The organism is Salinarimonas chemoclinalis, assembly GCF_041514305.1.
Lineage (GTDB): Bacteria > Pseudomonadota > Alphaproteobacteria > Rhizobiales > Beijerinckiaceae > Salinarimonas > Salinarimonas chemoclinalis.
In genome coordinates this window covers 21,272-41,866 of the sequence record NZ_JBGMWH010000026.1, presented here as the reverse complement: position 1 = coordinate 41,866, position 20,595 = coordinate 21,272, and the positions used below count along the sequence as shown (strand labels likewise).

23 protein-coding genes and 1 riboswitch are annotated in these 20,595 nt (G+C 74.9%); of the genes, 15 read left to right on the top strand and 8 right to left on the bottom strand.

The annotated features are described in order from the left end of the window. The first annotated feature begins 133 nt into the window (after positions 1 to 133). Entirely contained in the window at positions 134 to 1,381 is a 1,248-nt protein-coding gene (locus AB9M23_RS21560; protein ID WP_372426726.1) for a phage major capsid protein, read from the top strand. Positions 1,382 to 1,383: 2 nt separating this feature from the next. On the opposite strand, the gene AB9M23_RS21555 is transcribed toward AB9M23_RS21560, so the two are convergent. Together AB9M23_RS21555 and AB9M23_RS21550 are read right to left on the bottom strand one after the other, a co-directional pair. After that, entirely contained in the window at positions 1,384 to 2,262 is an 879-nt protein-coding gene (locus tag AB9M23_RS21555; RefSeq protein ID WP_372426724.1) for a S1 family peptidase, read from the bottom strand. A gap of 59 nt (positions 2,263 to 2,321) precedes the next feature. Further along, on the bottom strand, positions 2,322 to 3,080 hold the full coding sequence (locus AB9M23_RS21550) for a S1 family peptidase (RefSeq protein WP_372426728.1): 759 nt from the start codon (positions 3,078 to 3,080) through the stop codon (positions 2,322 to 2,324). Between the two features lie 43 nt (positions 3,081 to 3,123). Here AB9M23_RS21550 and AB9M23_RS21545 point away from each other — a divergent pair, with 43 nt between their 5' ends. Genes AB9M23_RS21545 through AB9M23_RS21515 form a run of 7 tightly spaced genes read left to right on the top strand, consistent with a single transcriptional unit; the run spans position 3,124 to position 6,124 of the window. After that, complete coding sequence (locus AB9M23_RS21545; protein WP_372426723.1) at positions 3,124 to 3,690, top strand: head-tail connector protein; 567 nt, start codon at positions 3,124 to 3,126, stop codon at positions 3,688 to 3,690. Positions 3,691 to 3,694: 4 nt separating this feature from the next. Further along, positions 3,695 to 4,030: a phage head closure protein gene (locus AB9M23_RS21540; RefSeq protein ID WP_372426722.1), complete on the top strand. Its 336-nt coding sequence runs from the start codon at positions 3,695 to 3,697 to the stop codon at positions 4,028 to 4,030. Then, positions 4,027 to 4,446: a DUF3168 domain-containing protein gene (locus AB9M23_RS21535; protein ID WP_372426721.1), complete on the top strand. Its 420-nt coding sequence runs from the start codon at positions 4,027 to 4,029 to the stop codon at positions 4,444 to 4,446. Before AB9M23_RS21540 ends, AB9M23_RS21535 begins: the two co-directional genes overlap by 4 nt. Positions 4,447 to 4,471: 25 nt before the next feature. Further along, positions 4,472 to 4,882: a phage major tail protein, TP901-1 family gene (locus AB9M23_RS21530; protein ID WP_372426720.1), complete on the top strand. Its 411-nt coding sequence runs from the start codon at positions 4,472 to 4,474 to the stop codon at positions 4,880 to 4,882. 31 nt (positions 4,883 to 4,913) lie between these two features. Next, positions 4,914 to 5,279: a gene transfer agent family protein gene (locus AB9M23_RS21525; RefSeq protein WP_372426719.1), complete on the top strand. Its 366-nt coding sequence runs from the start codon at positions 4,914 to 4,916 to the stop codon at positions 5,277 to 5,279. Further along, complete coding sequence (locus tag AB9M23_RS21520; RefSeq protein WP_372426718.1) at positions 5,276 to 5,500, top strand: phage tail assembly chaperone; 225 nt, start codon at positions 5,276 to 5,278, stop codon at positions 5,498 to 5,500. The genes AB9M23_RS21525 and AB9M23_RS21520 overlap by 4 nt, the downstream gene beginning before the upstream one ends. A 6-nt stretch (positions 5,501 to 5,506) precedes the next feature. Further along, positions 5,507 to 6,124 (top strand): phage tail tape measure protein, encoded by a 618-nt coding sequence (locus AB9M23_RS21515; RefSeq protein ID WP_372426716.1) that lies wholly within the window; start codon positions 5,507 to 5,509, stop codon positions 6,122 to 6,124. 4 nt (positions 6,125 to 6,128) lie between these two features. Here AB9M23_RS21515 and AB9M23_RS21510 read toward each other — a convergent pair whose 3' ends face one another. Further along, positions 6,129 to 6,371, bottom strand: coding sequence for an HP1242/YdcH family protein (locus AB9M23_RS21510; protein WP_372426715.1), 243 nt, complete (start codon positions 6,369 to 6,371; stop codon positions 6,129 to 6,131). 131 nt (positions 6,372 to 6,502) lie between these two features. On the opposite strand from AB9M23_RS21510, the gene AB9M23_RS21505 reads away from it, so the two are divergent. Then, the gene (locus AB9M23_RS21505; RefSeq protein WP_372426714.1) at positions 6,503 to 7,153 is read left to right on the top strand and encodes a phage distal tail protein, Rcc01695 family; all 651 of its coding nucleotides are present in this window, start codon (positions 6,503 to 6,505) and stop codon (positions 7,151 to 7,153) included. On the opposite strand, the gene AB9M23_RS21500 is transcribed toward AB9M23_RS21505, so the two are convergent. Beyond that, complete coding sequence (locus tag AB9M23_RS21500) at positions 7,140 to 7,544, bottom strand: hypothetical protein (protein WP_372426713.1); 405 nt, start codon at positions 7,542 to 7,544, stop codon at positions 7,140 to 7,142. The two genes, AB9M23_RS21505 and AB9M23_RS21500, sit on opposite strands and share 14 nt — an antisense overlap. A gap of 203 nt (positions 7,545 to 7,747) precedes the next feature. Between AB9M23_RS21500 and AB9M23_RS21495 the strand changes: the two genes are divergently transcribed. The 5 genes from AB9M23_RS21495 to AB9M23_RS21475 all read left to right on the top strand — a co-directional run bounded on the left by AB9M23_RS21495 (position 7,748) and on the right by AB9M23_RS21475 (position 15,185). After that, the gene (locus tag AB9M23_RS21495; RefSeq protein ID WP_372426712.1) at positions 7,748 to 8,620 is read left to right on the top strand and encodes a phage/gene transfer agent baseplate hub protein; all 873 of its coding nucleotides are present in this window, start codon (positions 7,748 to 7,750) and stop codon (positions 8,618 to 8,620) included. After that, complete coding sequence (locus AB9M23_RS21490; RefSeq protein ID WP_372426711.1) at positions 8,617 to 9,108, top strand: C40 family peptidase; 492 nt, start codon at positions 8,617 to 8,619, stop codon at positions 9,106 to 9,108. Before AB9M23_RS21495 ends, AB9M23_RS21490 begins: the two co-directional genes overlap by 4 nt. A gap of 243 nt (positions 9,109 to 9,351) precedes the next feature. Further along, positions 9,352 to 13,287 (top strand): baseplate multidomain protein megatron, encoded by a 3,936-nt coding sequence (locus AB9M23_RS21485; RefSeq protein WP_372426710.1) that lies wholly within the window; start codon positions 9,352 to 9,354, stop codon positions 13,285 to 13,287. A 183-nt stretch (positions 13,288 to 13,470) separates the two neighbouring features. Continuing rightward, positions 13,471 to 14,952 (top strand): DUF2793 domain-containing protein, encoded by a 1,482-nt coding sequence (locus tag AB9M23_RS21480; protein ID WP_372426709.1) that lies wholly within the window; start codon positions 13,471 to 13,473, stop codon positions 14,950 to 14,952. Positions 14,953 to 14,975: 23 nt separating this feature from the next. Next, positions 14,976 to 15,185: a hypothetical protein gene (locus tag AB9M23_RS21475; RefSeq protein ID WP_372426707.1), complete on the top strand. Its 210-nt coding sequence runs from the start codon at positions 14,976 to 14,978 to the stop codon at positions 15,183 to 15,185. Between the two features lie 53 nt (positions 15,186 to 15,238). Here the strand turns inward: AB9M23_RS21475 and AB9M23_RS21470 are convergent, their stop codons facing one another. Genes AB9M23_RS21470 through AB9M23_RS21455 form a run of 4 tightly spaced genes read right to left on the bottom strand, consistent with a single transcriptional unit; the run spans position 15,239 to position 18,894 of the window. Further along, on the bottom strand, positions 15,239 to 16,024 hold the full coding sequence (locus AB9M23_RS21470; protein ID WP_372426706.1) for an ABC transporter permease subunit: 786 nt from the start codon (positions 16,022 to 16,024) through the stop codon (positions 15,239 to 15,241). After that, on the bottom strand, positions 16,021 to 16,944 hold the full coding sequence (locus tag AB9M23_RS21465; protein ID WP_372426705.1) for an ABC transporter permease: 924 nt from the start codon (positions 16,942 to 16,944) through the stop codon (positions 16,021 to 16,023). The genes AB9M23_RS21470 and AB9M23_RS21465 overlap by 4 nt, the downstream gene beginning before the upstream one ends. 4 nt (positions 16,945 to 16,948) lie before the next feature. Continuing rightward, the gene (locus AB9M23_RS21460; protein WP_372426704.1) at positions 16,949 to 18,451 is read right to left on the bottom strand and encodes an ABC transporter substrate-binding protein; all 1,503 of its coding nucleotides are present in this window, start codon (positions 18,449 to 18,451) and stop codon (positions 16,949 to 16,951) included. Further along, the gene (locus AB9M23_RS21455; protein WP_372426703.1) at positions 18,448 to 18,894 is read right to left on the bottom strand and encodes a DUF1636 family protein; all 447 of its coding nucleotides are present in this window, start codon (positions 18,892 to 18,894) and stop codon (positions 18,448 to 18,450) included. Before AB9M23_RS21455 ends, AB9M23_RS21460 begins: the two co-directional genes overlap by 4 nt. Before the next feature lie 131 nt (positions 18,895 to 19,025). Further along, positions 19,026 to 19,249, bottom strand: a riboswitch (cobalamin riboswitch). A 140-nt stretch (positions 19,250 to 19,389) separates the two neighbouring features. Between AB9M23_RS21455 and AB9M23_RS21450 the strand changes: the two genes are divergently transcribed. Next, positions 19,390 to 20,565: a vWA domain-containing protein gene (locus AB9M23_RS21450; protein WP_372426701.1), complete on the top strand. Its 1,176-nt coding sequence runs from the start codon at positions 19,390 to 19,392 to the stop codon at positions 20,563 to 20,565. Positions 20,566 to 20,595 lie beyond the last annotated feature (30 nt).

Below are 20,595 nucleotides of genomic sequence, written 5' to 3'. Positions count from 1 at the left end.
CCGAACAGAACTGTCAACCAATCAACCGGTCTATTCCGTCAGGGATCTATCCGGTCTGAACACACGCCGATCCACCTCCCCCGATGGGGGAGGAGCGTGCGCCGACATCTCCCTTCATAGAGGACATCCCACCATGCACGACACCCGAGATCACACCATCGAGACCAAGTCCGCGGACGCGCAGGCGGCGTTCGCCGAGTTCGCGCGGGCCTTCGAGGCCTACAAGGAGGAGAACGACGGGCGGCTCGCCGCGCTCGAGACGCGCGGTCACGCCGACGTCCTCGTCGACGAGAAGCTCGCGCGCATCGACGCCTTCCTCGACGAGCAGAAGGCGCGCTCGGACCGGCTGGCGCTCGCCCGCCAGCGCCCGCCGCTCGCGGGCGAGGAGAAGGGGCGCGAGGACCCGCTCGGCGCCGAGCACAAGGCGGCCTTCGAGCTCTACGTCCGCTCCGGCGAGAGCGCGGGGCTCAAGCGGCTCGAGGAGAAGGCGCTCTCGGCGGGCTCGGGGCCGGACGGCGGCTACCTCGCGCCGCCGCAGGTGGAGCGCGAGGTGATCCGGCGGCTCTCCTCGCTCTCGCCGATCCGGGCGATCGCGTCGAACCGGACCATCTCGGGCGGGCTCTACAAGATCGCCCACGCGACCACCGGCGCCGCCTCGGGCTGGGTGGCGGAGACCGCGGCGCGACCGCAGACCGACAGCCCCGGCCTGTCCGAGCTCTCCTTTCCGGCGATGGAGCTCTACGCCATGCCGGCGGCGACGCAGACGCTGCTCGACGACGCCATCGTCGACGTCGACCAGTGGATCGCCGACGAGGTGGAGACCGCCTTCGCCGAGCAGGAGGGCGCGGCCTTCGTCGCCGGCGACGGCCTCGCCAAGCCGCGCGGATTCCTCGCCTACGACACGGTGGCGAACGGCACGTGGTCGTGGGGCAACATCGGTTTCCTCGCCACCGGCGTCGCGGGCGGCTTCCCGGCCTCCGACCCCTCCGACGTGCTCGTCGACCTGATCTACGCCCTCAAGAGCGGCTACCGCCAGAACGCTTCCTTCGTGATGAACCGCAAGACCCAGGCGGCCGTGCGCAAGTTCAAGGATGCGCAGGGGCATTATCTCTGGCAGCCGCCGGCGGGCCCCGGCCAGGCCGCGAGCCTGATGGGCTTTCCCGTGGTGGAGGCCGAGGACATGCCCGACATCGCGGCGGGCACGGACGCCGTCGCCTTCGGCGACTTCAAGCGCGGCTACCTGGTGGTGGACCGCGCGGGCGTGCGCATCCTGCGCGACCCGTACTCCGCCAAGCCCTACGTGCTGTTCTACACGACCAAGCGCGTCGGCGGCGGGGTGCAGGACTTCGCGGCGCTCAAGCTGCTGCGCTTCTCGGCGTGAGGTCAGTCCGCGCCGAGGAAGGCGTCGCGCGTCGGCGGGGAGAGGTCGAGTGGCTCCGCCGGCGCGGAGGGCACGGCGCGATCGAGATCGCGCACGCGGGCCGCGATCCAGCGGACGTGGGGGGCGATAGGCGTGATGGCGGTCAGTCCCCCGCAGGCGGCGCCGCGCGCGCCGGCGAAGGCGCCCGACGACCAGGAGATGATCCCGTCGAGGCGGTATGTGCCGGGATCGCCCGAGAGCAGCGGTCCGCCGGAATCGCCCTGGCAGGCGCCGGCGCCCTCCTGCTCGCCGAGCCGCTCTGGATCGGCGGCCATCACCATGCGGTTGCCGAGCCGCGCCTCGCCCATCACGACGACGTAGGTGAAGCGCAGGGTCCGCGCCGTCGACTTGGCCCGGTAGCGCGTCGTGCCGAAGCCGGCGATGGTCGCGTCCTGGCCGGGGCGCGGCATCTGCGCGCCGGCGACGTCGAAGGGACGGAAGTCGGGGCCGAGCCGCCGGTCCAGCTTGAGCAGGGCGAGATCGACGCCGGGTTGCTCGCGTGGCGGTATGCCGGCCTGGAAGCTCGGGTGGAGCACGCTCGCGGAGACGCCGACGTCGACGCGGCGGAAGCCGTAGTCGAGCGCGAAGACGCGGTAGTTCACCGGCTCGAGCACGCAGTGCGCCGCGGTGAGCACCACGTCGTCGCGCACGAGGACGCCGGTGCACAACTCGCCTGCGGAGCTCTCGATGCGCACGACGCCCTCGCGCAGGCCGTCGCCGGCGTCGGCGGCGCGACCGCGGGTGATCGCGTCCGCCGGCGCCGCGCCGACGAGCGCGGCCGCGATCGCCGCCGCGAGGGCGAGGAGCACGGCGAGTGGGCGCGGAAGCGGGCGGAGCGGCATGGCGGCACTGTGCGGCTCGAACCAGGGGTCCGCAAGCGCGGGAGACGACGGAGCGGGGCTCATCGCCAGGCGGCTCCGCGGCCCCAGCCCGCGAGCGTCGCGTCGACGAAACCGCGCTGCGGGCCCAGCAGCACGCCCTGGCTGACGGCGCCGCATGCGGCGCCGCTCGTGCCGCGCGTCCAAGAGGTTATGGCGAGAACGACGTTCTCCCGCGCGATCGGCCCGCCGGAATCGCCGTGGCAGCCGCCGGCGCCCGCGCCCGCGAGCCAGACGAGGATCGAGGACGGGCCGTAGGGCTCGACGACGGAGAGGCGCGCGCGCCGAAGCAGGCCGCCGGTGAGGCGACCCGCCTCGCCCTCTTGCGAGATCCCGTAGCCGAGGAGGTCGAGCGTCTCGCCGGCGCCGGCCTTCGCGTCGAGGAGCGTCGCCGCGCGGAAGGGCGGCGGCAGCGGCTCGGCGAGGCGCACGAGCGCGAGGTCGATCGAGCGTCGGCGCGCTTCGATGGCGGTCGCGTCGTAGCCGGGATGAACCGCGATCGCGGCGATCTCGGCCAGCACCGGCGCACCCGACGCGTCGCGCCAATGCGCGCGGTGATCGTCCGCCGCGGTGACGCAATGGGCGGCGGTGAGGACCACGTCCGGCGCGAGGACCACCCCAGAACAGGCCCCGCCGCCCGATGACAGGATCATCAGCGTGGAGGCGGCGAGCGGCCCGGTCTCGGGCGCGCCGCCGACGACGGCTCGCGCCGGCGCGGGGGATACCGCGATCAGGAGGAGAAGGGCCGCGAGGGCGGCCCCGACACGACGACACACCGACATCGAACGCCGCACGGCCACCAGCTCCAGCCTTCGGAGAGCAGACATGACCCCCCTATACCTCGCCGGCCCCGCCGTCGAGCCCGTCGGCGTGCCCGAGATGCGCGCCTTCCTGCGGCTCGAGCACGCGGACGAGGACGCGCTCATCGGCGCGCTGCTGCGCGCGGCGCGCCTCGTGGTGGAGGCGACGACGCGGCTCGTCGTGCTCGAGCAGGCCTGGCGCATCGCGCTCGCGCGCGTCCCCCAGGACGGCGTCGTGCGCCTCCCGCTCGCGCCGATCCTCGGCGTGAGCGAGGTGCGCGCCTTCGACGCGGCCGGGGTCGCGAGCGTCGTCCCCGCCGCCGACTGGCGGCTCGAGCGGCGTGCGGACCCCGCCCGGATCGTGCTCTCGGGCGCGGCGCTCGAGGCGCAGGACGGGATCGAGATCGACCTCGCGGCGGGCTTCGGCACGAGCGCGGACGCCGCGCCGGCGCCGCTCGTGCAGGCGATCCGGCTGCTCGCCGCCCATTGGTTCGAGAACCGCGGCGACGGACCCCCGCAGACCGAGCGGGCGAGCCTGCCGCTCGACGTCGCCGCCCTGATCGCGCCGTTCCGGCGCCTGCGGATGGGGTGAGCCGATGCGGACCGCCCGAACCCGGATCGGCGCTCGCCGGCGCCTGTTCACCCTCGATCTGCCGCAGGAGACGCCCGACGGCTTCGGCGGCGTCGTGCGCAGCTTCCAGCCCGGGCCGCGCGTGTGGGGCGCGATCGAGGCGCTCGCGCTCGACGAGCGCGAGCGCGCCGGCCGGCCGGAGGAGGCCGTGACGCACCGCGTCCGGCTGCGCCACCGCGCCGACCTCGACGGGCGCATGCGGCTCACCCTCGGCGCGCGCCGCTTCGCCGTGCGGGCGGCGACGGACCCGGACGGAAGCGGCCGCGAGACCGTGTGCCTGTGCGAGGAGATCAAGTCGTGAGCGCGCCGGGACCGATCCTCGCCCTGCGCACCGCGATCCTCGCGGCACTCGCGGGAGACGCCGCCCTCGCGGATCTCTTCGGCGGGACGATCCGCCTCCACGACGAGCCGCCGCGGGGCGCGGCACCGGTCTACGCGCTGTTCGGCCGGGTGATCGCCCGCGACGCGTCGAGCGAGGGCGTGCGGGCGCACGCGCAGGAGGCCGACATCGTCGTGTGGTCGCGCCCCGGCTCCGCCGCCGCTGGCCTCGCGGTCGCCGACCGCATCGCAACGCTGCTCGACGACGCCGACCTCGCGCTCGCGGGCAACCGCCTGATCCGCCTGCGCGTCGCCGAGAGCGGCGCGACGCGCGACCCCGGCAGCGGCGCCGCGCGCGCCTGGCTGCGGCTCTCCGCGCTCACGGAATCCATCGGCTGAGGACGACGAGGAAGGACGACGAGACATGGCCGCGCAGAAGGGCAAGGACCTCCTCATCAAGATCGACGACGGCACGGGCGCCTTCGTGACGCTCGCGGGCCTGCGGGCGCGCCAGCTCGCGCTCGGGGCCGACCTCGTCGACGTGACCAACGCCGAGAGCGCCGGGCGCTGGCGCGAGCTTCTGGCGGGCGCCGGCGTGCGCCGCGCCGCGCTCTCGGGCTCGGGCGTGTTCCGGGACGACGCTTCGGACGCGCTGGTGCGCGCGGTGTTCTTCGCCGGCGAGATACGCGCCTACCAGGCGATCGTGCCGGACTTCGGCACGCTGACGGGGCCGTTCCAGATCGTCTCGCTCGAATATCGCGGCGAGCACGCCGGCGAGGTGACCTTCGACGCGGCGTTCGAATCGGCGGGCGAGATCGCCTTCTCGGCGCACTGACGGCGCGGATGCGAAAGGGGAGACGGGACGGATGGCCAATTCACGACGGGGGGACGTCGCCGTCGCGATCGACGGGGCGACCTACACGCTCAGGGTCACGCTCGGCGCGCTCGCGGAGCTCGAGGACGCGCTCGGCGCGGAGGATCTCGGGGCGCTCGCGGAGCGGCTCGCGGAGGGGCGGCTGAAGGCGCGCGACCTCGTGGCGATCCTCGGTGCGGCCCTGCGCGGGGGCGGGCACGCGCTCGCCGACGCGGACGTGGCGGCGCTCGCGCTCGACGAAGGCGTCGAGCCCGTCGCCCGGGCGGCGATGGAGGCGCTGGCGCGGGCGTTCGGAACCGGGCAGGGGACCCGGGAGGGGGAGGGCGGCGAGACCCGCCCTCCGGCGGCGCGGAGGTGAGCGCGCCCTCCCGCGCCTTTCTCGCGCAGGCCTTTCCCTGGGACGAGGCGCTCGCCGCCGCCCTCGGCCCCGTGGGCTGGACCCCCGACACGTTCTGGCGCGCGACGCCGCGGGAACTGGCGGCGGCGCTGTCCGGGCGCGGCTTCGGCATCCCCGACGCGCCCTCGCGCGCCACGCTCGCCGCCCTGATGGCGGCGCATCCCGACGATCGCACGGAGTGAACGACGATGCTCGGCGACGACGACGTCCCCTTCGCACGCCCCCTCATCCCGCCCGAGCGGGCACGGGAGATCGAGCGGCTGACGCGGCTCACGGACCGGCTCGGCGCCAGCTTCACCACCACCTTCGCGCGCGGCGTCTCGGAGGGGCGGCGCTTCGACGAGATCCTGCGGCAGATGGGGCGCTCGCTGATCGACATCGGGCTCAAGGCCGCGCTGACGCCGCTGCAGCAGACGCTGTCGCGGGGCGTGGCGGGGCTGCTCGGGGGAGTGTTGCACGGCGGGATTGGAGGTGGGCTACCGCCCGGGATCGGGGGTGGCGTCCGGGCGTTTCCGCCTCTGCCGCCGGTGCGGCCCTTCGCCAAGGGCGGGGTGGTGGCCGCGCCGACGTACTTCCCTCTCTCCGGTGGGCTCGGCCTGATGGGCGAGCGCGGGTCGGAGGCGATCCTGCCGCTCGCCCGCGGCCCGGACGGCCGCCTCGGCGTGCGCGGTGGCGCGGGCGAGGGCGCCGCGCCGACGATCGTCGTCAACGTCCGGACGCCGGACGCCGAGAGCTTCCGCCGCTCGGAGGCGCAGGTCTCCGCGGCGCTCGCCCGCGCGGTGGCGCGCGGGCGGCGCGCGTCGTGACCGCTCAGGCCGCGGCAGACAGCATCGCGGCGATCTCGTCCTTCAGCACGAGGCGCTTGCGGCGCAGGTCCTGCTCGACTTCCTCCGAGGTCGGTTCGACGCGGGTCTCGATGCGGTGAATCGTGCGGTTGAGCTCATGATACTCGTCGGCGAGCCGGGCGAAGTGCGCGTTCTCCTGCTTGAGCATGTGGATGCGCTCCGCGGCCTCGGGGAATTCCTCGGCGAGCTCGTGGGGGACATGGCTCATCGTGCTGGTTTCCTTTTGGTTCGAGCGACCGCCCGTGCGGCCCTCCTGCCCCGATCTGGCCCGAGATCGGCGTGCCGCGCTTTGCGAAAGGTCAATCCGGCCGGTTCCGGCGGGCTTTCGGAGACTGCTCCATGGACGATTTCCACGAGGTCCGCTTCCCGCTCGACGTGGCACTCGGCAGCCGCGGCGGGCCGACGCGCCGCACCGAGATCGTGACGCTGGCGTCGGGCCGCGAGCACCGCAACGCCCGCTGGGCGCATTCGCGCCGGCGCTTCGAGGCGGGGCTGGGCGTGCGCACGCTCGACGCGCTCGACGCCGTGATCGCCTTCTTCGAGGAGCGCCGCGGCCGTCTGATCGGCTTTCGCCTGCACGACCGCACCGACTGGAAGAGCGGCAAGCCCTCCGTCGAGCCGGCGGCGGGCGACCAGGCGCTCGGCGTCGGCGACGGCGCGCGGGTGGCGTTCCAGCTGGTGAAGACCTACGGCGGCGCGCACGACCCCTACGTGCGCACCATCGCCAAGCCCGTGGCCGGCAGCGTGCGGGTGGCCGTGGCCGGCACGGCGCTCGTCGAGGGCGTGGGCTTCGCGGTCGACACGACGACGGGCGTCGTCACGCTGGCGACGCCGCCCGCGCCCGGCGCTACGGTGACCGCGGGCTTCGCCTTCGACGTGCCGGTGCGCTTCGACACCGACACGCTCGAGATCGACCTGCGGGCCTTCGCGGCGGGCGCGGTGCCCGAGATCCCGCTCCTGGAGATCGTGCCCTGGCTCAATTCGGGGTGAAGACGGCCGGGTCGGAGTGCCCGTCGTGCGCGCCGCCGGGCATCGCGAGCGCCCAGGCGACCGTGACGTTGAGCTGCCGGCCTTCTGTGTAGCCCGTCACGGAGATCGTCCCGGTGCCGTTGGTGCTCGTCCCGGAGAGCGCGAAGTAGAGCGCGTTCGTGTCGTTGGGATCGGCCAGCCAGACGCCGTCGAGCCGGCCGGCCTTGACGCCGCCGACGCTCGCCCACGAGAGGGTGCCGGTGAGCGTCGTCCCGCCCGGGCTCTGCCCCGCCAGCGTCAACGTGCCGTTGGCACCCGTCGCGATGGCGGTGCCCGTCCAGCTGCCGTTGAGATCGATCTGCGTGGTCATGTCGTCCCCCAGTGTCTGCATCGTGCGTCCGCGATGACGCACGGCGCGCATCCTAGAGTATTTCCATTCGGTTGTATTCAATTATTGTCCCATAACGAGGCATTACAACCAACTTGCAACTCGCGTCGTGGGGTGCCGCATCGTCGCGAGTCGGAAGGGCGATCGGGCAGGCAGCCCTCGGCTTCGTTCGCCGGCTGCGTGCGTACTGCGAGCGATTGGCCGCGCTTCTCGAGGAGCCTCCCACCATGCGCACCATCCCCCCCGCCCTCGCCGCCCGTCTGGGCGGCGGGGCGACGACGCTCGCGCGCTGCTGGCGCGTGACGCGCACCGACGGCGTCGTCGCCGGATTCACCGATCACGACCGCGACCTCGCCTTCGAGGGCACCACCTTCCGCGCCGCGACCGGGCTCGAGGCGGCGGAGGCGGCCTCCGAACTCGGCTTCGCGGTGGGCGGCGGCGAGGTCGCCGGCGCCCTGGTCTCGGCGGGGCTGACGGAGGAGGACCTCCTCGCCGGCGTCTGGGACGATGCGCGCGTCGAGGTCTTCCTCGTCGACTGGCGCGCGCCCGAGCACCGCATGCGGCTCGGCGCCGGCGCGATCGGCGAGGTGCGCCGGGCGGACGGCGCCTTCGTGGCGGAGCTGCGCTCGCTGATGCACCGGCTCGACGAGGAGCGCGGGCGCCTCTTCCGCGCGAGCTGCTCGGCCGATCTCGGGGACGATCGCTGCCGCGCCGCGGCGGCGCCGGTGGCCGCCGTGGTGAGCGCGAGCGACGGCGCTCTGTCCATGACCGCGGGCGCGCTCGCCGGCTACGCGCCGGAGCATTTCGCCCATGGGCGGCTCGTGTTCGTCGGTGGCGCGAACCAGGGCTTCGCCGTCGAGGTGCGCGCGCACCGGCCCGGCGGCGTGCTCGACTTGTGGCGGCGCGCGCCGCGCCCGATCGCGGCGGGCGACGCCTTCACGGTGACGCCGGGCTGCGACAAGTCCTTCGAGACCTGCGCGGCGAAGTTCGCCAACACGGCCAATTTCCGGGGCTTTCCGCACATGCCGGGCAACGACTTCGTCCTGCGCATGCCTCGCCAGGGCGAGCCCGGCCTGGACGGGGGGAGCCTGTTCCGATGAGTTCGGATCTCGCCATGCGCGTCGTCGCCGAGGCGCGCGCCTGGATCGGCACGCCCTACGCGCACCAGGCCTCGCTGAAGGGTGTGGGTTGCGATTGCCTCGGCCTCCTGCGCGGCGTCTGGCGCGGTGTGATCGGCCCCGAGCCCGAGGCGCCGGGGCCGTACGCGCCGGACTGGGCGGAGGCCGGCGGCGCGGACGCGCTCCTGCAAGCGGCGACGCGCTGGCTCGCGCCGACGGAGGGGATCGCCGCCGGTCGCGTGCTCGTCTTCCGCTGGCGCGAGGGCCTGCCCGCCAAGCACTGCGCCATCGCCACCGCCCCCGAGACGATGATCCACGCCCACGACGGCGCGAGCGTGTGCGAGGTGGCCATCCCGCCCTTCTGGAGGCGGAAGCTGACGGGGATTTTCGGATTTCCACCGCCACGTGGCGGTCTCGCGCGCGATGAAGGGCGCGCGGGTGTTCCCCTCTCCCTCGTGGAGAGGGGCTAGGGGTGTGGGGCGATCCGGTGAGGCGCCGCCGGTCGGGGCAACGCATCGCCGGCATGAGCCGCGTCGGCGTCGCGCGCGTTCTGCACGCCCCACACCCCCGGCCCCTCTCCACGAGGGAGAGGGGAGACCGTCGCGGTCGTCCTCGCGGGCGCGCGTCGCCGCCGCCGGTGCCCCCACCCTCGCCGTCGTCCGCCCCTGCGGGGAGGTGGGGTCGGCAGGCTGCATCGATTCTGGAGGTCTCCCATGGCCACCCTCGTCTTGCAAACCGCCGGCGCCGCCATCGGCGGGATGGTCGGCGGGCCGTTCGGCGCGATGGTCGGGCGGGCGCTCGGCGGGCTCGCGGGGGCGGCGATCGACGGCGCGATCCTGTCCTCGCTGGAAGGCGACAGCACGCGCACCGTCGTCGGCCCGCGGCTCACCGAGATGCCCGGCCTCGCCTCCACCGAGGGCGCGCCGATTCCGCGGGTCTACGGGCGGGCGCGCATCGGCGGGCAGGTGATCTGGGCGACGCGGCTCGAGGAGGAGACGCGCGTCACCGTCCACCGCGAGCCGCGGCGCGGCGGCAAGTCTTCCGGCGGCGGCGGGGCGAGCACGACGCGGGAGGTGAGCTACGCGTACTACGCCAACCTCGCCATCGGCCTGTGCGAGGGGCCGATCGCCTTCGTGCGGCGGGTCTTCGCCGACGGGCGGGAGATCGACCTCGCCGGCGTCACCATGCGCGTCTACCGGGGCGACGAGATCCAGACGCCCGATCCGCTGATCGTGGCCAAGGAGGGTTCGGCGCCGGCCTATCGCGGGCTCGCCTACGTGGTCTTCGAGCGCCTGCCGCTCGAGCCCTTCGGCAACCGCATTCCCCAATTCGCCTTCGAGGTGGTGCGCGGTGGCAACGTGCTCGGGGAGGCGATCCGCGCGGTGTGCCTCATCCCCGGGGCGACCGAGTTCGGCTACGAGCCGGCGCCGGTGCGCCAGGCGCTGGGCCTCGGCGAGACGAAGCCCGACAACCGCCACCAGCTCCAGGACACGAGCGACGTCCTCGCCTCCCTCGACCAGCTCCAGGCGCTGTGCCCGAACCTCGCGCACGTCTTCCTCGTGGTCAGCTGGTTCGGCGACGACCTGCGGGCGGAGCATTGCACCATCGCGCCGCGGGTGGAGATCGCCGCCAAGGACACGGGCGAGACGCCGTGGGCCGTCGCGGGGCTCGAGCGGGCGAGCGCGCGGGTGGTCTCCACCTCCGGAGGGCTGCCGGCCTACGGCGGCACGCCGTCGGACGCGAGCGTCGTGCGGCTCGTGCGGCTCCTCAAGCAGCGTGGGCTGGCGGTGACGCTCTACCCGTTCCAGATGATGGACGTCCCCGCCGGCAACGCGCTGCCCGATCCGCGCACGGGGACGATCGGCCAGCCGCCCTATCCGTGGCGCGGGCGCATCACCTGCGATCCCGCGCCCGGACTGCCCGGCTCGCCGGACGGGTCGAGCCTCGCGGCGGCGCAGGTCGCGCTCTTCTTCGGGACGGCGCAGGCGGGGCATGTCGCGCCCGCGGAGGAGGGCGTGATCTACACCGGCCCGGACGAATGGACCCTGCGCCGGCAGATCCTGCACTACGCCGCGCTCGCGCAGGCCGCGGGCGGGGTCGACGCCATCGTGATCGGCACCGAGCTGCCGGCGCTCACCCGCGTGCGCGGACCAGGCGGGAGCTACCCGGCGGTCGATGCGCTCTGCGCGCTGGCCGCAGAGGTGCGCACGCTCGTGGGTCCGGGCACCAAGATCACCTACGCCGCCGACTGGACCGAGTACGGCGCCCACGTGCGCGACGGCGGCGCCGAAGTGCGCTTCCCGCTCGACCCGCTCTGGGCGCATCCGGCGATCGACGCGATCGGCATCGACTATTACCCGCCGATCACCGACTGGCGCGACGAGCCGAGCCATCTCGACCAGGCGGAGGCGCGCGGCGGGCTCGACCCGGACCATCTCCACGCGAGGCTCGGCGCCGGCGAGGCGTTCGACTGGTCCTACGCCGACGCCGCCGCCCGCGCGGCGCAGGCCCGAACGCCGATCGCGGATCCGCTCGGCGAGGAGTTCGCCTTCCGCGCGAAGGACCTCGTCGGCTGGTGGTCGAGCCCCCACCGCGAGCGCGTGGGCGGCGTGGTCGCCGGTCAGACCCCCTTCGTGCCCGGCTCGAAGCCGATCTGGCTGACCGAGATCGGCGTGCCCGCGGTCGACAAGGGGCCGAACGGGCCCAACGTCTTCCCCGACCCGAAATCCGCCGAGAGCGCCTATCCGCCCTTCTCGTCGGGCGCGCGCGACGATCTCGCGCAGGCGCGCGGCGTCGGGGCGATCCTGCGGCGGTTCGACCCGCGGGTGCCGGGGCACGAGGCGGCGCACAACCCCCTATCGGCCTCGACCGGCGTGCGGATGATCGACCCGGACCGCATGGCGGTCTGGGCCTTCGACGCGCGCCCCTTCCCCGCCTTTCCCGAGCTGACCGGCGTGTGGTCCGACGGGGCGAACCACGAGACGGGGCACTGGCTCAACGGGCGCCTCGAGGGCCTGCCCCTCGACGAGCTGATCCGGAGGGTGCTGGCCGATCTCGGCGTCGATCTCCCCGTCGAGACCGATTGCGACGGCTTCGTCGACGGTTTCGTGATCGACCGGCCGATGTCCGCGCGCGAGGCGCTGGAGCCGCTCCTGCGGCTGTTCTCGGTCGACGCCGTCGAGCGTGACGGCGCCCTCGCCTTCGTCGGGCGCGGCGTGCGCGTGGTGGCGACGATCGCGGCGGATGATCGTGTTGCGGAGCGGGTGGAGGAGGGCGAGGGCGCGCTCGAGCGGCGCACGCGGGCGCAGGAGACGGACCTTCCCGCCGAGATCGAGCTCGCCTTCACCGACGCCGCCGGCACCTATCGCCGGGCCGCGGTCGCTTCGCGCCGGCTCGCGGGCGGCAGCCGGCGGCTGGCGCGGGTCGAGACGGCGGCGGTGCTGCGCCGCGCGCAGGCGCGCGGGCTCGCCGACGTGATCCTGCAGGACGCCTGGTCGGGCCGCGAGAGCCTGACGCTCGCGGTCTCCCCGCGGCGGGTCGACCTCGAGCCCGGCGACGTGATCGCCGCGCCGGGCGGCGGGCTCTATCGCATCGGCCGCATCGTCGACGCCGCCGCCCGCCGCATCGAGGCGCGCGCCGTCGAGCCGACGCTGTTCGCGGCGCCCGCGCCGAAGGGGGCGGTCGTCGCCCGCCCGGCGCCGGCGACCTTCGGGCGGCCCTTCGTGCTCGTGCTCGATCTGCCCACGGCGCTCGGGGACCCGACGGTGCTCTCCTTCGCCGCGATCCACGCCCGGCCCTGGCCGGGCGCGATGGCGATCCGGCGCTCCGGGGACGGCGCGTCCTTCGAGCCGTTCGACGTCGCCACCGCGCCCGCGCAGGTGGGCGAGACTCTGTCGCCGCTCGCGCCCGGGCCGCTGTGGCGCATCGACGAGGCGGGCGTTCTCGACGTGCGCCTCGCCAACGGCGCGCTCGCGAGCGTCTCCGACCAGGCACTCTTCGAAGGGGCGAACCGTTTCGCCCTGCGCGCGCCGGACGGGACGCTGGAGATCGTCGGGGCCGGCGCGGCGGAGCTCGTCGGGGAGCGGGTCTGGCGGCTGTCGCGCCTTCTGCGCGGCCTCGCCGGCTCCGAGCCGGTCGCGGCGCTCGGCCTGCCGGAGGGGAGCGCGCTCGTTCGGCTCGACGAGGCGCTTGTGCCGCTCGCACGCGCCCCGAGCGACCTCGGTCGCACCTTTCGCTGGCGTATCGGCCCCGCCGACCGCGACCACGCGGACGACGCCGCCGTCGAGATCGTCGCCACGGCGGGACCCGCGGCGCTGCTGCCGCTCGCCCCGGTCCACGCGTCGGCGCGGCGCACGGGGGAGGGGATCCTCCTCTCCTGGGTGCGCCGTGCCCGCCTCGACGCCGACGCCTGGGACCCGGTCGATCCGCCGCTCGGGGAGGCGTCGGAAGTCCATCGCGTCGAGATCCTGTCGGCGGGCGGTGCGGTGGTCCGCACGCTCGCCGCGACCTCCCCGCAGGCGCTCTATCCCGCCGCCGACGAACTCGCCGACCACGGCGCGCCGCAGGCGACGCTCACCGTACGCATCGCCCAGGAGAGCGCCCTCGTCGGCCCGGGAACCCCGCTCGTCGCGGCGCTCGCCGTGCGCTGACGCTCCCGCCCCTTCGCGGCGGGGACGATCCGCGCAAGCGGATCAGGGGCGGGGTCCCGTGGCTCGACGCGTGAAGGTTCGGCTGTCGCCGAAGCGCCTTTCGGCGCACCCCCTGCGTCTCGTCGGCTCCGCCGCCGATCCACCTCCCCCGATGGGGGAAGAGCTCCTGTCGAGGACCCTCCCATGACCATCACGCCCCACCTCGCGCTGCCGCTGATCGCGGCGGCGCAGGCGATGAAGCACGTCACGCACAACGAGGCGCTGGCGCGGCTCGACGCGCTCGTCCACTGCGCCGTCGCGGCGGAGGCGGACGATGCGCCCGCGGAGCCCGAGCCGGGCGCGCGGCTCCTCGTCTCGGCGACGCCGGCGGGCGCCTTCGCCGGGCAGGCGGGGGCGATCGCGCTCTTCGATGCGGGCGTGTGGCGCTTCCTCGCGCCCCGGGCGGGCTGGCGCGTCTACGTCGTGGCGACGGCCGCGCTCCTCGTCCACGACGGCACGGCCTTGCGGCCGCTCGCGGATTTCGTCCCCGCGCCGGAGGAACTGCCTCGGCTCGGCATCGGCACGGCGCCGGATGCGCTCAACCGGCTCGCGGCGAAGCTCAACGCCGCGCTCTTCGCCGCGCTCACCACGGCCGAGGGCGGCACCGGGGACCTGCGCTTCGTGCTCAACAAGGAGGGCGCGGGCGCGACCGTCTCGCAGCTCTACCAGTCCGGCTTCGGCGGGCGGGCAGAGACGGGGCTGATGTCGGACGACGACTTCCGCATCCGCGTCTCCGCCGATGGCGCCACCTGGCGCGACGCCGTGCATCTCGAGGCGGCGACGGGGTCGGCGCGTTTCCCCGGCGGGCTGCCCGGTCTCGCCGGGGGCTGGCGCAACCTCCTGATCAACCCGCACCTCGCAGTGAACCAGCGCGGATTCGCCGGCGGCGCGCTGGCGGCGGGCGCCTACGGCTTCGATCGCTGGAAGGCGGGGGTGGGCGGCGCGACGCTGTCGCGGGCCTGGGAGGGGACGACGACCCTCGAGGGGACGATCGAGCAGGTGGTCGAGGCGCCCGACCTGCGCGGCGAGACCGTGACGCTCTCGGTGGAGGACCCGTCGGCCGCGCTCGACGTCGCGATCGGCGCGGATCCGCATTGGGCGAGCGGCACGATCGCGGCGGGTGCCGGACGCCGCGGCGTCGCGCTGCCGGTGCCCTGGGAGGCCTTCGCGGACGTGACCGTGCGCATCTCGGCCGCCGCGGAGGCGACGTTCCGGCGCGTGCAGCTCGAGGTGGGCGGCGTGCCCGGCGCCTTCGAGCGCCGGCCGATCGCCGTCGAGGAGGCGCTGTGCCGGCGCTACTTCTGGATGGCTGGCCTCGACGCCGCGAACCGCACCCTCGGCACGACGGCGGGCCTCGACGACACCCATCATCAGGCGCTGGTGGCCTTCCCTGTCGCCATGCGCGCGCAGCCGACCTGCGTGCCGAGCGGTGCGGGCGACTTCGCGCTCGCCGTCGACGACGCCACCGGCTGGGCCGAGCGAACGCTCACGCTCCTCGAGTTCCTGGAGGCGAGCCGCGAGGCGGCGCGCTTCCGCCTGTCCACGGGGATCGTCACGCCCCGCGGCCGCGCCGGCCAATGGCGCGCCTACGGCTCCGGGCGCCTGCCCTTCGATGCCGAATTGTGACGTCGCAGCCACGGGAGACCACCATGACCGAGACCAAGACCCCGCTCGCCAGCCGCACGGTGTGGGCCAACATCGTCGGCCTCGCCGCCCTCGTCCTGCCGCTGGCGGGCTTCGACGCCGCCGCGCTCGACACCGACCGCCTCGCCGAGGCCGGCGCGACCTTCGTCGCGGCGGCGAGCTTCATCGCGTCGAGCGTGTTCCGCGTCGTCGCGACCCGCCGCCTGCGCGGGTGAGGCGATCGGGGCCGGGGACGGGCGTTCGGCCTGCCCCCGGCCGCGAATCCGCCTCATGCCCGTCGCCGCCCGTCGTGTCCCGGGTCGAGCACCGCGTGGGCGGCCAGCGCCAGCGCCGCGATGGCGCACAGCGGCGCGAGCAGCAGGCGCGGCGCCTCGATCAGGAAGGGGCGGTACTCGTGGATCATCGCCCCCCATTCCGGCCGGCCCGTGTCCGCGGCGAGCCCTAGGAAGCCCAGCGCCGCGACGAGCGTCACCGCGCGCGCCGCATCCGCTCCGGCGAGCGCCCCGACGGGGCCCGCCAGTGCCGGGACGAGGTGGCGGGCGAGCGCGCGGGGGCGATCGAGCCCCAGCGCTTCCGCCGCGCGCCAGTAGGGCTCGGCGACGAGGCGCTCGAGCAGCGCCGCGACGGTGATCGCGTAGGGCGCCCAGGCGCTCGCCGCGAGCGCGAGGCCGGCGGTCGCAGGTCCCGCGCCCATCAGGGCGGCGAGCACCAGGGCGACGACGAGGGTCGGCGCCGCGAGCGCGACCTCCGCGAGGCGCCGCGCGGCGAGGGCCAGCGGCGCGGGGCCGAGCGCGATGGCGCTTCCGGCGGCGACGCCGAGCCCGAGCGTCGCGAGGAGCCCGATCGCCAGCGCCACGAGCGAGGGTGCCGCACCGGCGGCGAGGCGGGCGAGGAGATCGCGCCCCAGATGATCCGTCCCCAGCGGATGCGCGGGGGAGGGGCCGGCGAGCGTCCGCGCCAGGTCGATGGCGTGCGGGTCGCCCGGGGGGGCGAGCGCGCCGAGCGTCGCCGCCGCGACGATGCCCGCGGCGAGCGCGAGGCGGGCGCCTCTCACGCGCCGACCCGCGGGTCGAGGCGCCGGCGCGCCAGGGCGGCGAGCGCGTGCACTCCCAGCAGCCAGAACGCGACGAGGGCGACATAGGCCTGCAGCAGCGCGTAGTCGCGCGTCGCCACCGCCGCCACCACCCGGTCCGACAGGCCCGGCACCGAGAACACGATCTCCGCCACCGCCGTGCCGCCGACGATCCAGGCGGCTTCCGGCGTGATCGCCGCGAGCACGGTGAGCGCCGCGTGCCGGCGCCCGTGCCGCCACAGCGCGCGGGTGCGCGAGAGGCCCTTCATCCGCGCCGTGACCATGTACGGCGCCCCCGCGGCTTCCGCGAAGGCGACCCGCGCGACCCGGGCGACGGCGCCCACGGAGAACAGCGCGACGAGCGCGATCGGCAGCACGAGCCGCTCCGCGACCGAGCCGGTGAGCGGGGCGAGGAGCCGCCATTCGACGGCCACCAGCCAGAGCAGCACGAGCCCCACCGCGAAGGCCGGCAGCGCCTGGGCCGAGACCGCGAGCACCCGGCTCGCCCGGTCGGCGAGCCCGCCCGGGCGCGCCGCGGCTGCGAAGCCGAGCGCGAAGCCGCCCGCGACCGCCGCCGCGAGCCCGCCCGCGCCGATCGCCGCCGACCACGGCGCGCGCACCGCGACGTCGGCGAGGATCGGCCGGCCCGTCACCGGCGACACCCCCCAGTCCAGCGTCAGGAAGCCGCCGAGCCACGCCGCGAACTGCACCGGCAGCGGCCGGTCGAGCCCGAAGGCGGCGCGCAGCGCCGCGACCGCGTCCGGCGTCGGCGCGACGTTGCCCGCCGCGAGCAGCATCTCGACCGGATCGCCCGGCATCGCGCGCACCAGCGCGAAGGCCGCCGCGGTGACGAGCAGCCATGCGCCGAGGAACCCCGCGCCGCCCCGCAGCGCCGTCGCCATGCGCTCAGTCCGCGGGCAGGAGGTCGGGGCGGATCACGTAGTAGTCCGAGCCCCAGGGCTCGTAGCCGGCGAGCCGGTCGGAGAGGCCCACGTGCCATTCCGGCGTCACGAGGTAGGCCACCGGCACGCCCTCGGCCGCCACAGCCTGAGCCTCGCGCGCGAGGCGGATGCGCTCGGCGGGGTCTTCCGCGCTCGCCAGTTCCGCGACGAGCGCGTCGAGTGCGCCCGACGACCAGCCGGCGTAGTTGCGCGCGCCCTCGCTCCCGAGGAAGAGCGAGAGGAAGAAGGCCGGATCGCCCGCGGGTGCGGTGTGCTGCGCCCAGAGCAGGAGGTCGAAGTCGCCGCCGGAGGCGACGTCGTTGGGCTGTTCCGTCACGCGAGTCGTCACCCCGACGCCGATCTCGGCGAGCGCCGCGCGCAGGACCGGCTGGAGCGTGACGAGATCCGGCCGCTGCGGGTAGGCGACGAGGTCGAGAACGAGCCGCTCGCCGTCCTTCGCGCGCACGCCGTCCGCGCCGAGGCTCCAGCCGGCCGCCTCGAGCAGGCGCCGCGCCTCGACGGGATCGTGGGCCGGCACGACGTCGGCGGCGAAGGGATAGGTCTGCGCGAAAGCCCCCGCCGCCGGGCGCCCGGCGCGGATGGCCGCGACGAGCGTCGCGCGGTCGACGGCGCGGTCGATCGCGCGCCGCACGGCCGGATCGGCGAGGGGGCCTTCGCGCGTGTTCATGAACATCATGTACTGGTAGGCGACCGGGAACGAGCGCGCGGTGACGCCCGCGCGGTCGCGCAGCATCGAGAGCGCCTCCACCGGCAGGTTGAAGGCGAGGTCGACCTCGCCCGCCGCCAGGGCGATCGCCATCGCCTGCCCGTCGCCGACCCGCCTCAGGTCGATCGGCGCGCGGGCCTCGGCGTTCGGGTAGTGCGGGTTCGGCGAGAGCGCGATGCGCGCGCCCGGTTCGAACGAGGCGACCGAATAGGGGCCGGTGAAGATCGGGCCGGCATCCGTCCGCCGGTAGACCGGGAAGGCCCATTCCGCGAGGATCGACGGCAGGATCGGTGTCGGCCGCTCGGTCTCGACGAGGAGCGTGCGCGCATCGAGCGGCGTGAAGGTCAGGCGCCCGGCGCTGGCGCGCGCGGCCGGGTTCTCCGCGCCCGTGCGGTTCAGCGCGGCGGCCACCGCCTCCGCCTCGACCGGCGTCCCGTCGGAGAACATCCGGCCCGGGGCGAGCGACACGATCCAGGCGCCGTCGTCCCGACGCTCGGCCGCCTCGGCGAGGAGCGGCACGATCGTCCCCTCCCGCGAGACCGTGAACAGGCCCTCCGCGACGCCGTGCGAGACGAGCGCCCAGCCGGCCGAGCCGTCGACGGGGTCGAGGCTCTGGGTCACGAAGGTCTTGGCGACGACGAGGGGCGCGGGATCGGCGGCGAGAGCGGTGCCGGCGAGGGCGGTGCCGGCGAGGAGGGCCGCGGCCAGGATGGCGCGGCGGGTCGGCGCGAGGCGGATCATGCGAGGGCTTCCAGGTCTTCGGGGTCGAGGGGGCCGACGAGCGGGCTCGCCGTCGGGACGGGTGGGATGCGGCCCAGGATGCCGGCGCGCAGGACTTCCGGCCGCGCGCCGCGGGCGAGGAAGCCCTCCGACGAGGCCGCATAGGGGGCGAGCACGTCGAGGACGGCCCGCGCATCCTGCTCGGGGTCGAGATCCCCGAACACGTAGGTGAAGCGCCCGGAGCCCGAGAGCGCGACCACGCAGGGGCGCTTGCACTGGCTCATGCAGGCGACGCCGCGCAAGGCGAGGCCGTCGGGCAGGTCGTCGCGGCCGGCGGCGGCTCGGGCGATCGCCGCCGCGAAGCGCGCGCCGCCACGGACGTCGCCGTACGCGTCCTCGCGATCGTCGCGGCAGCGGGTGCACACGGAGAGGACGACCCGACCTTCGAGGGACGGGTCGCTCATCGCGACGGCGTCGGCACGATCACTGCGGCGGTCGAGAGCGCGAATGCGTGTGGCGGGCCGGCGGCCCGCCTCGGGTCACGAATCATGGTCACTCCTCCGGGCCTCCCCGCCCGTCTGGTGGTCTCGGTGCCGGCGGATCGCCGACGTCGGCAGGTCTCCTGGCTCGCGGGTCGTCGCCGCCCCCCGCCTTCCCGGCCCTCGGGCGGACGCCCGACGGCCAGTGGCATGATGGGAGGAGGCTCGCCGCTCACAGTTGCGGGGGCAGCCCCGGAGTCGCGCCTGCCGCGGTTGCGGAAGGCCCTCACCGGATTCCCTCTTCGTCCCCTCGCGGGGAACCGACGAGGGCAGGCTATCCTCTTCCAGCGGCGCGTCAAGCCGCCGCAGGCGCCCGCCTCTCACAGAAATGTAACGCTATAACATCACGTAACGAGATGCGGTCGTCCGGTCAAGCGGTCGTGCTTGCACGGGCGTCCGCGCACCCCCACACTGCCCGCCATGCTGACCACCTTCTTCGCCGAGCTGCGCGCCGCGCGCATTCCCGTCTCGCTGCGCGAGTACTTGACGCTGCTCGGCGCGCTGGAGCGCGACCTCGCGGGCAAGCGGGTGGAGGATTTCTACTATCTCGCTCGCGCCGCGCTGGTGAAGGACGAGCGCAACCTCGACAAGTTCGACCGGGTCTTCTCGCGCGTCTTCGAGGGGCTCGGCACGATGGGTGAGGCGCTCGAGGCCGCGGAGATCCCGGAGGAATGGCTGCGCAAGATCGCCGAGCGCTACCTGACGCCCGAGGAGAAGGCCGAAATCGAGGCCAAGGGCTGGGATCGGCTGATGGACGAGCTGAAGCAGCGCCTCGCCGAGCAGAAGGGCCGCCACCAGGGCGGCAACAAGTGGATCGGCACGGCGGGCACCTCGCCCTACGGCGCCTATGGCTACAACCCCGAAGGCATCCGCATAGGCCAGGACGGCAACCGCAACTTTCGCGCGGTGAAGGTCTGGGACAAGCGGGAGTTCAGGGATCTCGACGACCGCGTCGAGCTCGGCACCCGCAACATGCGCGTCGCGCTGCGCCGCCTGCGCCGCTTCGCGCGCACGGGCGCCGCCGACGAGCTCGACCTCGACGGCACGATCCGCGAGACCGCCCGGCAGGGCTGGCTCGACGTCAAGATGCGCCCCGAGCGGCGCAACGCGGTGAAGGTGCTGCTCTTCCTCGACGTGGGCGGCTCGATGGACTGGCACGTCGAGCGCGCGGAGGAGCTGTTCTCCGCCGCGCGGGCGGAGTTCAAGCATTTCGAGCACTTCTACTTCCACAATTGCCCCTACGAGGGCCTGTGGCGCGACAACCGCCGCCGCCATGCCGAGACGATCCCCACCCTCGACGTGATCCGCACCTTCGGGCCGGACTACCGGGCGGTGTTCGTCGGCGACGCCTCGATGAGCCCCTACGAGATCCTGATCCCCGGCGGCTCGGTGGAGCACTGGAACGAGGAGCCCGGCCAGGCCTGGCTCGAGCGCTTGACCGCGCACTTCGGCCGCGCCGCCTGGCTCAACCCCGTCCCGGAGGCGCACTGGGGCCACACCCAGTCGATCGGGCTCGTCTCGCGGCTGATGAGCGGGCGCATGTTCCCGCTGACGCCGGACGGGCTCGACCGGGCGATGCGGGAGCTGGTGAGGTAGACGCGGGTGAGCACGGGCACCCGCGACGGG

Excerpts from the sequence above, each read along its gene's own strand:
- AB9M23_RS21465 (WP_372426705.1), bottom strand. The coding sequence starts at position 16,944 with ATGGCGACGGCGCTGCGGGGCGGCGCGGGGTTCCTCGGCGCATGGCTG.
- AB9M23_RS21545 (WP_372426723.1), top strand. The coding sequence starts at position 3,124 with ATGACCCCCCTATACCTCGCCGGCCCCGCCGTCGAGCCCGTCGGCGTG.
- AB9M23_RS21490 (WP_372426711.1), top strand. The coding sequence starts at position 8,617 with ATGAGTTCGGATCTCGCCATGCGCGTCGTCGCCGAGGCGCGCGCCTGG.
- AB9M23_RS21550 (WP_372426728.1), bottom strand. The coding sequence starts at position 3,080 with ATGTCGGTGTGTCGTCGTGTCGGGGCCGCCCTCGCGGCCCTTCTCCTC.
- AB9M23_RS21450 (WP_372426701.1), top strand. The coding sequence starts at position 19,390 with ATGCTGACCACCTTCTTCGCCGAGCTGCGCGCCGCGCGCATTCCCGTC.
- AB9M23_RS21525 (WP_372426719.1), top strand. The coding sequence starts at position 4,914 with ATGGCCAATTCACGACGGGGGGACGTCGCCGTCGCGATCGACGGGGCG.
- AB9M23_RS21480 (WP_372426709.1), top strand. The coding sequence starts at position 13,471 with ATGACCATCACGCCCCACCTCGCGCTGCCGCTGATCGCGGCGGCGCAG.
- AB9M23_RS21505 (WP_372426714.1), top strand. The coding sequence starts at position 6,503 with ATGGACGATTTCCACGAGGTCCGCTTCCCGCTCGACGTGGCACTCGGC.
- AB9M23_RS21560 (WP_372426726.1), top strand. The coding sequence starts at position 134 with ATGCACGACACCCGAGATCACACCATCGAGACCAAGTCCGCGGACGCG.
- AB9M23_RS21485 (WP_372426710.1), top strand. The coding sequence starts at position 9,352 with ATGGCCACCCTCGTCTTGCAAACCGCCGGCGCCGCCATCGGCGGGATG.
- AB9M23_RS21515 (WP_372426716.1), top strand. The coding sequence starts at position 5,507 with ATGCTCGGCGACGACGACGTCCCCTTCGCACGCCCCCTCATCCCGCCC.
- AB9M23_RS21540 (WP_372426722.1), top strand. The coding sequence starts at position 3,695 with ATGCGGACCGCCCGAACCCGGATCGGCGCTCGCCGGCGCCTGTTCACC.
- AB9M23_RS21495 (WP_372426712.1), top strand. The coding sequence starts at position 7,748 with ATGCGCACCATCCCCCCCGCCCTCGCCGCCCGTCTGGGCGGCGGGGCG.
- AB9M23_RS21475 (WP_372426707.1), top strand. The coding sequence starts at position 14,976 with ATGACCGAGACCAAGACCCCGCTCGCCAGCCGCACGGTGTGGGCCAAC.
- AB9M23_RS21555 (WP_372426724.1), bottom strand. The coding sequence starts at position 2,262 with ATGCCGCTCCGCCCGCTTCCGCGCCCACTCGCCGTGCTCCTCGCCCTC.
- AB9M23_RS21510 (WP_372426715.1), bottom strand. The coding sequence starts at position 6,371 with ATGAGCCATGTCCCCCACGAGCTCGCCGAGGAATTCCCCGAGGCCGCG.
- AB9M23_RS21460 (WP_372426704.1), bottom strand. The coding sequence starts at position 18,451 with ATGATCCGCCTCGCGCCGACCCGCCGCGCCATCCTGGCCGCGGCCCTC.
- AB9M23_RS21530 (WP_372426720.1), top strand. The coding sequence starts at position 4,472 with ATGGCCGCGCAGAAGGGCAAGGACCTCCTCATCAAGATCGACGACGGC.
- AB9M23_RS21455 (WP_372426703.1), bottom strand. The coding sequence starts at position 18,894 with ATGAGCGACCCGTCCCTCGAAGGTCGGGTCGTCCTCTCCGTGTGCACC.